Below are 8,945 nucleotides of genomic sequence, written 5' to 3'. Positions count from 1 at the left end.
ATTTGTATCCAAATTATTATGAGATATTTATCATTCTTTGTCAAGCTATATACTTGACAGGAATCTAACATGTGCAAAAGTTATATTAATTCCCCGGCATTGATTCAGTTGCAGTAGTTACAGTAGTACGCGTAAATAATGAACTCAAAGATATCCATCGGCACAAGACTTTCCCCCTAATCTGTGACCGCTTAATAAAACCACAGCCCTCGTAGCGGCTATCGTAAGAGTCCTCAAGGGAATCTCCTATAACAAAATATTCATCTTCTTTCAATGTGAGTGGATACGTGTGATTTCCGGTATTTGTAGTTTTCCCACACCAGTCTGCTGTTTCTTTGGAGGTCCCATTGACCAAGTTGTATACAGATTCATAGGAAACTGTATCTCCAGGTCCTGCAATAATCCGATTAATCCAAGAGCCTCCTGGCATTGTAAATACTACAATGTCATTATTCTTTGGTCCATGAAACAGATAGGCCGCTTTGTTGATAAGAAGTGTTGTATTATTCGCATATGTTGGCTCCATGCTGTTTCCATCATTTATTGCAGTATTAAAAAATAAAGAAAGTAAAAAACAAAATACAAGAAACGAAGCGACTACCGTGCAATCTATCCTACGTCTTCTTTTTCTAATTTTTTTTGCAATGTCTGCCATATGTAAAGTTTCTGATGTAAGTTGCTCATTTATTTTTTCTTGCTGTTTTGCATCGTCTATAAGGTTTTGATGATAATTACTACAATCTTCACAGGATTCTAAATGTTGTTTCACAAAATCATTAGTTTCTAACGAAACTGCTTGTTCTTCATATAAAGGAAGTAAATCTCTAACAATACTACAAGTTGGCTGTTCCATATGCTTTTTCCTCCAATTCTCTCTTTAATAGATCTTTCCCTCGATAAAAAATAACTTTTGCAGAATTCTCACTGATAGACAGCCGCTGACTGATTTGTTGGAAGGTTAATTCAAAATAAATCCGTAGCACCATAACATCTCGATACTTTCTCTTCATATTCAGAATAGCGAAACGTATGTATTTAGATAGTTCTTTGTGCTCCATACATTCTTCAGGCCCAATCATAGTAGTGAGAAGTGTTTGTTTTAATTCCTCCGAATCAATATCTTGATTCAAAGGATTTTTCTTAAAATACTTAAAGCATGTGTTTTTAGCAATCTGACATATAAAACTTTTGATGTCACAATCTCCACGATACCGATGAAGTGAAAGAAAAGTTTGATAAAATGTCTCTTGTGTTAATTCTTCCGCTAAATCTTCTCGATACCCAACAAGCTTTAAGAGAAAACGATAGATTTCTATGCTATATGTTTCATACAACAATTGAAATTCCTCATTCAACTACTTCACCTCCTAATTATTAGTACCCAAAGCGTATAAAAAGTTACAAAATAAGGTTAATAATTCCTTCAGATAAAGCAATAGCCAACACCCACAAAGTATTTCTTTTCAAAATAACTCGTCCAGCAAAATGTAGTATTTTATTTTTTCCCAATCAGGTATTATTCCCAACTCTTCAAACAACATTTCTGGCTTAAATCCTTCATATTTTTTTCCACCATATTTACCACTAAAATTATGTAAAAGACTTCGATAACATAATGCTATATCCTGATACTTATCAGCAACTCCGCTATTTCCCAAATCGATAAAACCACTAATATTCCCATCTTTGATAAAAATGTTTGGCAAACAGTAGTCGCCGTGCGAAAATACTAACTCTTCTTCTCGTTTATTGTTCTGTAACCAATGTAATAAGGCATCTGGAGATTCAAAACCATTTTCACTATAAGTATCCGGTTCTGCATCCGCAATACAGCATAAACCCTCACTCACCCTTATTGTTGCCAATTTCAATTTATTATCCACTGAGTTAATATATGGGCAGTCAGTAATGTTGACATTCCATAGTTGTTTCAATCCTTCTGCTAATATCTTGACAAGCTCCCTCGGATTTCTCATATACTTCTCAGAGCAAGACATTTCTCCATCTATTTTACTCATCAGAAGATAGTTGGTATTATTATCTTTTATAAAATATATTTTTTTAGGAACTGGAAGTTTAGCATCTAACCATTCCATCATTCTGTGTTCATTGTCAGAGTTTTCTCTTGTTTTCTCAACCTTCAAGACCATATCATCAAAACAGATTACATTTGAATTTGACATACCTATATCATCTATGCTATATGATTTTCCTTGTATTATCTTTAGTATCTCATCTGGTATTTTCATATCATATATTTTCAAAATTATACCTCCATTATAACTCTAATTCATACACTTTCATACAATATCTTAGATATTCCGGTCAATGCATCAAGGATACTTTCTACTAGCAATTCTCAGGTAACAAGTCATTTAAACTAATGATTTTACTGCCTTTACTTTCATAATAGAGCAGCATTTCGTCAATTTTCCTTTTATCATAACTGGTTATGCATTCTGATAAGACATTAACGCCATAATTTGCTTTGCATAAGTTGTAACAGGTTGATTTAACACAAGCAACAGCATCTGCTCCTGTTATGTAGAAATCGTATATTTCATTTTTATTAATAAAGTCTGTAAATTCTTCACTACTTAATGCATTTCCTTTGTATTTTGTAAAAACATTTTTAGATACTATTTTCAAGTCTGAAGCTAATTCAGCCCCATATGTATTGGGTTTAAATGTCCTTGTGCCAGCTGATAAATTTTCATGCCTTATATAAACAACATGAATATTATTATTGACTGCCCAATTAATAGCTTTGTTGATATTGTCAATTATATCCTTGTAATTCTTAGTTATGTCATTTTGAATATCTATTATTACTAAGGCTTTTTTCTGCATAATGTCTCCTCCTGATAGGTACATTGATTTATTTGCTTTTTATTGTACCATGCAATTATTGACAACAGTATGGCCACAATCTATAATGATAAAAAGAATTTATGGAAAATTGAAAGGCGGATGTCAGATGAAAATTGACAGGCTTGTTAGCATTATTATGACACTCCTTGAAAAAGAGCGGATAAGCGCGCAGGAGTTGGCAGATATGTTTGAAGTTTCACCCCGCACAATCTATCGTGACATAGACACGATAAACATGGCAGGTATTCCTGTTTGTTCTGTACCAGGAGTTAACGGTGGCTTTGAAATCATGCAGAAATACAAGATTGATAAAAATGTTTTTTCGACTGCAGACCTTTCTGCTATCCTGATGGGGCTTTCCAATCTTTCTACTATGATAAGAGGGGATGAACTGGTAAACGCCCTTGCAAAAGTTAAAAGCTTTATCCCAGCCGACAGAGCAAACGATATTGAAATAAAATCAAATCAAATTTACATAGATTTAAGTCCGTGGATGGGCAACTGGAACATACAACCATATTTAGAAATTATCAAAACTGCTTTACAGGAAAGCATGCTACTTTCATTTGAATATACAGACCGTTATGGAAACAAAACTGCACGAACATCCGAGCCATATCAGCTTGTATTGAAAAATAGCGATTGGTACCTGCAAGGGTATTGCCTTAAAAGAAATGATTTTCGCTTATTCAAAATATCTCGCATATCAAACCTACAAATACAAGCGGAATTTTTTACGCCACGCGATTATCAAAAACCGCAGTTAGATTTTGCTGATGTTTTGGCAACTATGCAAACAAAAATCAAAATTCGTATTCATAAATCTGTCATGGACAGAGTACTTGATTTTTGCGCTTATGAGTACTTTTCGCCTGACGATAATGATCATTACATTGTTAGTTTTCCTTTCATAGAGAACGATTACTACTACAATATTCTTTTCAGTTTTGGGGATAAATGCGAGTGTTTAGAGCCGTTACATATCCGCACAGAAATGAAGCGTAGAATAAATGATATAGCTACCTTATACGAAAACTAGAACAAGAAATCTATTGAAACTCTATACCTAATCAGTATTCATTTTCCTCTTTTATTTTTATTCTTACCTAAAAATAACATAAAAAACATATCTACAATAAATGCTACAACTGCATAAAGTATGAATTCTGTAATTGAAAAACCTTCTCCATTTATGAATGAAACTAATGTTATTCCAATACCCGCTCCAAGTGCCACAAGTAGCGCCCTCATCAATTTTTCTTTCATTTTTTCCCCTCCATAATTTCAAATCTGTCATTCTTTAAAAACTTATTAATACAATGCTTACTATCTTTTCAGGACGAATTCGCACACCATAAGGATTATGAACAATAATCACATCACCAGCTTGATACTGCATTTCTTTCGTTTTATGCTTATTGTCACTTACCTTTAAAATATCATATGCGATATTCTCCAAATCCACTTCTAACCGATTCCTTTTGAAAAACGCATAATTCATTCCATACCTATTTGCTAACCCTTCATCATTGGTAAGAAAGAGCTCATATTTAGAATTCGATACTTTCCTCTTATCCATTCTCTCGTATATTGGTATATTCAACGTATGTTTACATCTCTCACACTGATAAATCAACCAGATATCTAACTTATTTCCATTGGCATTTACACGAAATCGCTTGGTGTTGATAAAACTTTCCTTCTGACCACAACTTGCACAGTTATGTATAACCTCAAAAGATTTATTAGGGACAATATTATATTCAAATTTTCTTAAACAGCTCATTTGCATCTCCTATTAATTTTCTTCTCGATGCGTAGGCTATTACTGAATTTATATTATTTTTGCAATAGCCACGCTATGCAAAATATATAGGTGTAGTCATATATTTCTTTCCTTTCTTTTGTTTTTTGTTTCAGTGTATCATTCCGACTCCAGACCTTCCACCTCAAACATTTTTATATAAAAAGATGAGCCGATACTTCACGAAAGTACCAGCTCACTAATTTTTATTTTCATTTTCCTCACAATACGTTGTATGGTTTTTTCGGATAAATAATATTTACATGCCAATTCATCAACTGTCATTCCAGAATTAAAGTCCTCGTAAATCACCTGATTACGTTTAAGTATCTCTTGTTTTGCTTGGGTACTTGTTCCCCATTCCTGACGATTTTCCATTTTTCTCGGAATATAAATATTTTGTCCATCCACATATTTCTGTATCAATTCAATTATTTCAATAGGCAGAATTTCTTCTGCTTTTATATAGCCCATGTTTGCCTCCTAAAGTGTTATTCTATTAGGAATAGCAATGGCTACAACAATGTTCTATTCTATATTGCAATAGCCAGTGCTATGCATACATAATATATCTATTCATATAGCTGTCCCCCTTTTAACTTTGGCAAAGGCATTCCCACGTTCTCCTCAAAAACTCAGCCGAACGTCTCATGCACATCTCCTGGTCAGGCGCATCAAAATGCTCAATCGCTAGATATCCTTCGTAACCGAACTCCTTCAGACGATTTACAAGTACTGCAATAGGTAGATAACCGTCCCCAGCCGCCACAGACATAAGTCCTCTATTAATGCTAGACTTTCCATCATCATTTGCTTTATCTTCTTCCACACCTCTGTCCTTACAATGCACATGAGCAATTTTATTCTTCAAAATCTCCCATGCAACCAACACATCTTCATCATTGTACACGAAGTTTCCCATATCCAAAGTATACCTTAATTCTGGTACATGATTCAAAAACCACAAGATACCATTCATGCCGGAAAGAGGGGATTTTTTATCATCAAAATCCTCAACAGTAACCGTTACACCTGCCTTAACTCCTAATGTAACAGCATATGTAAGTCCCTCTGACATATGCAGAACTTTCTCATTGTTATCAAAAAAATCTGCTACCTGCTCATAACTGTGTACATGTACTTGCATTTCTTCTGATTCTTCCGAAGAAAGAAATCCTGGAACTACAAGAATCCTGCCCGCTCCGACTTTTACGGCCGTTTCAATATGCTTCTCTACCTTCTTCGACTCGTCACACCGATCCATTTCATAAAACTCATAAATACAACTTACAGCCAAATCAGCCTGTTTCAGTAGTTCAAGGGTTTTATCATGTTCCAAAAGATATGTAAGGTTGATTTCCACAGCCTCAATGCCTGCTTTTCTAACACTTGCTAGCAATTCACTCAAAGATTTGCCTGTCTGCTCTGCCGCTTGCAAAACATGGTCGTAAAATACTGATATTTTCAACTCTTAACCTCCTCGCATTCAGGATATGCTCTATTCACCTTGACCGGTGCACAAAAGCGCACTGCATTTATAATAATCTGCTGGATTTGTGGCATATGGTATATAGGATATTCTTCATGTCCCGGCTGAAAGTAAAACATCTTACCATATCCTCTAGAGAATGTACAACCGCTTCTAAACACCTGTCCCCCAGCAAACCACCCCGTAAAAATCACATCATCTGGTTTTGGAATATCAAAAAACTCTCCGTACATTTCCTCCTCTGGAATTTCAATTACTTCTGGTATTCCTGCTGCTATTGGGTGCGTAGGTGCAGTACACCAAAGTTTTTCTCTGTCTCCATGCTTCCACTTCAACGTCATAGAAGTTCCCAAAAGTTTCTTCATGATTTTACTAAAGTGTGCCGAATGCAGTGCTATAAGTCCCATTCCCGCCAATACATAATGCTGCACTCGCTCTGCAACTATATCTGAGAATTCTTCTTGTAGCCCATGACTCCATATAATCAATACATCTGTTTCCTTCAAAACTTCATCCGTAAGTCCATGCTCTGGCATATCAAAAGTAGCTGTCCTTATCACAAAATCTTCTTCCTTCTCAAGAAATGAAGCGATGCAGCCATGAATTCCCTCAGGATATACTCTGCGGATTGCCTCATATTCTCTTTCATGTTTATATTCATTCCAAACAGTTATTCTAAGCATAGAACCTCCTCTTATAGTCACATCATTCATATAAACATTTTACTATAATGAAAGAAATATTCAAAGGAAAAACTGATTCAGGTGATGATCAACAAAATCTCATATAAAAAATCCTGTTCTCTGGTATGAAACCACTGCTTGTCAAAGTTGCAATACTCTCAGTATTTCCATACCAACATCCTGCAACAGGAATTAATCCTTGCTTAATAGCAATCTTGCTCATGTTTATAATTATACTTCTGCCGACGCCTTTTCTTCTGTGCCCTGGAAGTGTGAAATTGCCTACATCAACATTTTTCTGATTATAATTCAACTTACCTATAGAACCATATCCTAATATCTCGTTATTACTTTTAATCGCATAGAATGTATAATTTTCATCTCCAAACGAATCTTCCCATTGATTCTCTGTAAGCAAATTCATACGCTCATAATCACACGGACTAACCTCTATCAAACAATTCATATCATATTCGGGTTCACGCGCAGGTAATCCATAAATAAAGTTGAATGCCTGCATTTCAAAACTGGTCTTCTGCGCATTCATCTTTTCAAATGCAAGTCCAACAAAGTGTGCATCATTACTTGCAACAAGGGCTGCCTCAATGTGAAAATCTTCTACTAATTTATTGAATATCTCTACTGAAGCTCTCCGTTTTGAAGGAATAATATACAATGCTCGTAGCATATTACCGTTATCCCATGAAGTTCCAAGAGAAAAGAAACCTGAGATTTCATCATTGCAAATTATGATATATGGCTCTCCTTCGACCATCATATTATTATGAAAACCATCATTTTTATATCCTAGTTCTACAAGATAATCTGTAATAAGATTCTGTATTTCAGCCCATTTGATATTAATTACTGTTATACTATTCATTCGTTTCATCATCCTTTCGATTTGTTAGATAAACAAGATTCTCTTTGTATGTATCTTTTAAAGGAAATTCTACCCCTGCATTCATGAATTCTTCCTTTATTTGTGAATAATCTAACTTAGAACATGCGTTATTCTTGCATTTCTTCTTGCCGATAAAGTTACGCTCAAACATCTCAAGTTCCTCTTTGCTTACCTCAAATGCTTCCGATTCATAACATCTTCCCATGATCCCACCTAAACTATGTACATCAAGTTCTAACATCATAAATGCATCCATATTGATACCTTCTGGAGTTGTGATTGAGTATTCTTTTGCATCTACAAAACCAAATCGATGATAATATGAAGGGTCTCCATACAAAACTAATCCTTTATATCCAAGGGATTTTGCGACTTTCTTTACCTGCTCCATCAACATAGAGCCAATCCCTTTCTTCTGCCACCCAGGCAAAACACATATTGGTCCTATCGCTACAATATTCGTATCATCAATTGTATTACTCTGATTATCAACAATCTTTGCTTTTGAACAAATTACATTTCCCACTATCTTCCCATCACATTCTGCTACAAAGTCCAGTTCAGGTATAAACTCTTTCGTTATTCTCAACTTATGAACCATAACATGCTCATCACAACCAGGTTTATATACATTCCAAAACGAATAACGGGTCATAGCTTCTACATAAAAATATTCACTTTCTTTTTCATTCCTTATACTAATATTCATTTTTTTCCCCCTCTTGATATACTTGTAACGTTTCTTCATCTAATTGCTTCATTTCTTGCTTTCTGTTATTTCTTTTCTGTCTGAAATTTTGACTAACGCCGTAGACAAAATCTGCTTTTATTTTCTTATACAGCTTTTTATCCTCTTGATAAAGTTTTGTTCGATATAGTTTCTCTTCTATTGCCTTCTTATCAATTTCAGTTTTGATATCCTTATTTTCTATTTGCTGATGGCTCAAATTATTATTCTCCTTTTTTTAATTAATGGAACATTGCAAAACTATCCCTGCACGAAGAGGAGTTTCGCATACCATAAAGTAGTTAGTCCTTTACAAATAAACAGCTAAATTCATATATTTTTGTACACAAAAAAAGCACACCAATATCTAATGTGCTTTTCGAAACTCTATATCACAAAGAGATTAGTTACAAGAGTACCAAAATCAAGCCCTTTTTAAGATAAGAGCATTTCTTTTGATACATCAC

At 34.6% G+C, this 8,945-nt stretch carries 13 protein-coding genes; 1 reads left to right on the top strand and 12 read right to left on the bottom strand.

The window, feature by feature from the left end:
* Positions 1-85: 85 nt before the first annotated feature.
* The 4 genes from lepB to ACW2QF_RS14825 form a co-directional block, all read right to left on the bottom strand.
* On the bottom strand, positions 86-853 hold the full coding sequence (gene lepB / locus ACW2QF_RS14840) for a signal peptidase I (RefSeq protein WP_455716790.1): 768 nt from the start codon (positions 851-853) through the stop codon (positions 86-88).
* Positions 834-1,355, bottom strand: coding sequence for an RNA polymerase sigma factor (locus tag ACW2QF_RS14835; protein WP_455716789.1), 522 nt, complete (start codon positions 1,353-1,355; stop codon positions 834-836). The genes lepB and ACW2QF_RS14835 overlap by 20 nt, the downstream gene beginning before the upstream one ends.
* A 108-nt stretch (positions 1,356-1,463) precedes the next feature.
* Complete coding sequence (locus ACW2QF_RS14830) at positions 1,464-2,264, bottom strand: APH(3') family aminoglycoside O-phosphotransferase (RefSeq protein ID WP_455716788.1); 801 nt, start codon at positions 2,262-2,264, stop codon at positions 1,464-1,466.
* Positions 2,265-2,349: 85 nt separating this feature from the next.
* Positions 2,350-2,850, bottom strand: coding sequence for an isochorismatase family cysteine hydrolase (locus ACW2QF_RS14825; RefSeq protein ID WP_455716787.1), 501 nt, complete (start codon positions 2,848-2,850; stop codon positions 2,350-2,352).
* 127 nt (positions 2,851-2,977) lie between these two features.
* Here ACW2QF_RS14825 and ACW2QF_RS14820 point away from each other — a divergent pair, with 127 nt between their 5' ends.
* Positions 2,978-3,910 (top strand): helix-turn-helix transcriptional regulator, encoded by a 933-nt coding sequence (locus tag ACW2QF_RS14820; protein WP_455716786.1) that lies wholly within the window; start codon positions 2,978-2,980, stop codon positions 3,908-3,910.
* A gap of 38 nt (positions 3,911-3,948) precedes the next feature.
* Here the strand turns inward: ACW2QF_RS14820 and ACW2QF_RS14815 are convergent, their stop codons facing one another.
* The 8 genes from ACW2QF_RS14815 to ACW2QF_RS14780 form a co-directional block, all read right to left on the bottom strand.
* The gene (locus ACW2QF_RS14815) at positions 3,949-4,137 is read right to left on the bottom strand and encodes a hypothetical protein (protein WP_455716785.1); all 189 of its coding nucleotides are present in this window, start codon (positions 4,135-4,137) and stop codon (positions 3,949-3,951) included.
* A gap of 34 nt (positions 4,138-4,171) precedes the next feature.
* Positions 4,172-4,657, bottom strand: a complete 486-nt coding sequence (locus ACW2QF_RS14810) for a DUF1062 domain-containing protein (RefSeq protein WP_455716784.1) — start codon at positions 4,655-4,657, stop codon at positions 4,172-4,174.
* Positions 4,658-4,855: 198 nt separating this feature from the next.
* Complete coding sequence (locus ACW2QF_RS14805; protein WP_455716783.1) at positions 4,856-5,149, bottom strand: CD3324 family protein; 294 nt, start codon at positions 5,147-5,149, stop codon at positions 4,856-4,858.
* A 121-nt stretch (positions 5,150-5,270) separates the two neighbouring features.
* Positions 5,271-6,143: a sugar phosphate isomerase/epimerase family protein gene (locus ACW2QF_RS14800; RefSeq protein WP_455716782.1), complete on the bottom strand. Its 873-nt coding sequence runs from the start codon at positions 6,141-6,143 to the stop codon at positions 5,271-5,273.
* Positions 6,140-6,847, bottom strand: a complete 708-nt coding sequence (locus ACW2QF_RS14795) for a ThuA domain-containing protein (protein ID WP_455716781.1) — start codon at positions 6,845-6,847, stop codon at positions 6,140-6,142. Before ACW2QF_RS14795 ends, ACW2QF_RS14800 begins: the two co-directional genes overlap by 4 nt.
* 88 nt (positions 6,848-6,935) lie before the next feature.
* Positions 6,936-7,730 carry a GNAT family N-acetyltransferase gene (locus ACW2QF_RS14790; protein WP_455716780.1) on the bottom strand — a complete coding sequence of 265 codons (795 nt, stop codon included), beginning with the start codon at positions 7,728-7,730 and terminating at the stop codon, positions 6,936-6,938.
* A complete protein-coding gene (locus ACW2QF_RS14785; RefSeq protein WP_455716779.1) occupies positions 7,723-8,460 on the bottom strand; it encodes a GNAT family N-acetyltransferase in 738 nt (245 codons plus the stop codon). Before ACW2QF_RS14785 ends, ACW2QF_RS14790 begins: the two co-directional genes overlap by 8 nt.
* The gene (locus ACW2QF_RS14780) at positions 8,450-8,698 is read right to left on the bottom strand and encodes a hypothetical protein (RefSeq protein WP_455716778.1); all 249 of its coding nucleotides are present in this window, start codon (positions 8,696-8,698) and stop codon (positions 8,450-8,452) included. Before ACW2QF_RS14780 ends, ACW2QF_RS14785 begins: the two co-directional genes overlap by 11 nt.
* Positions 8,699-8,945: the final 247 nt, after the last annotated feature.

This window comes from Anaerosporobacter sp. (assembly GCF_965301125.1).
This window is presented reverse-complemented; position numbering and strand designations above follow the sequence as displayed.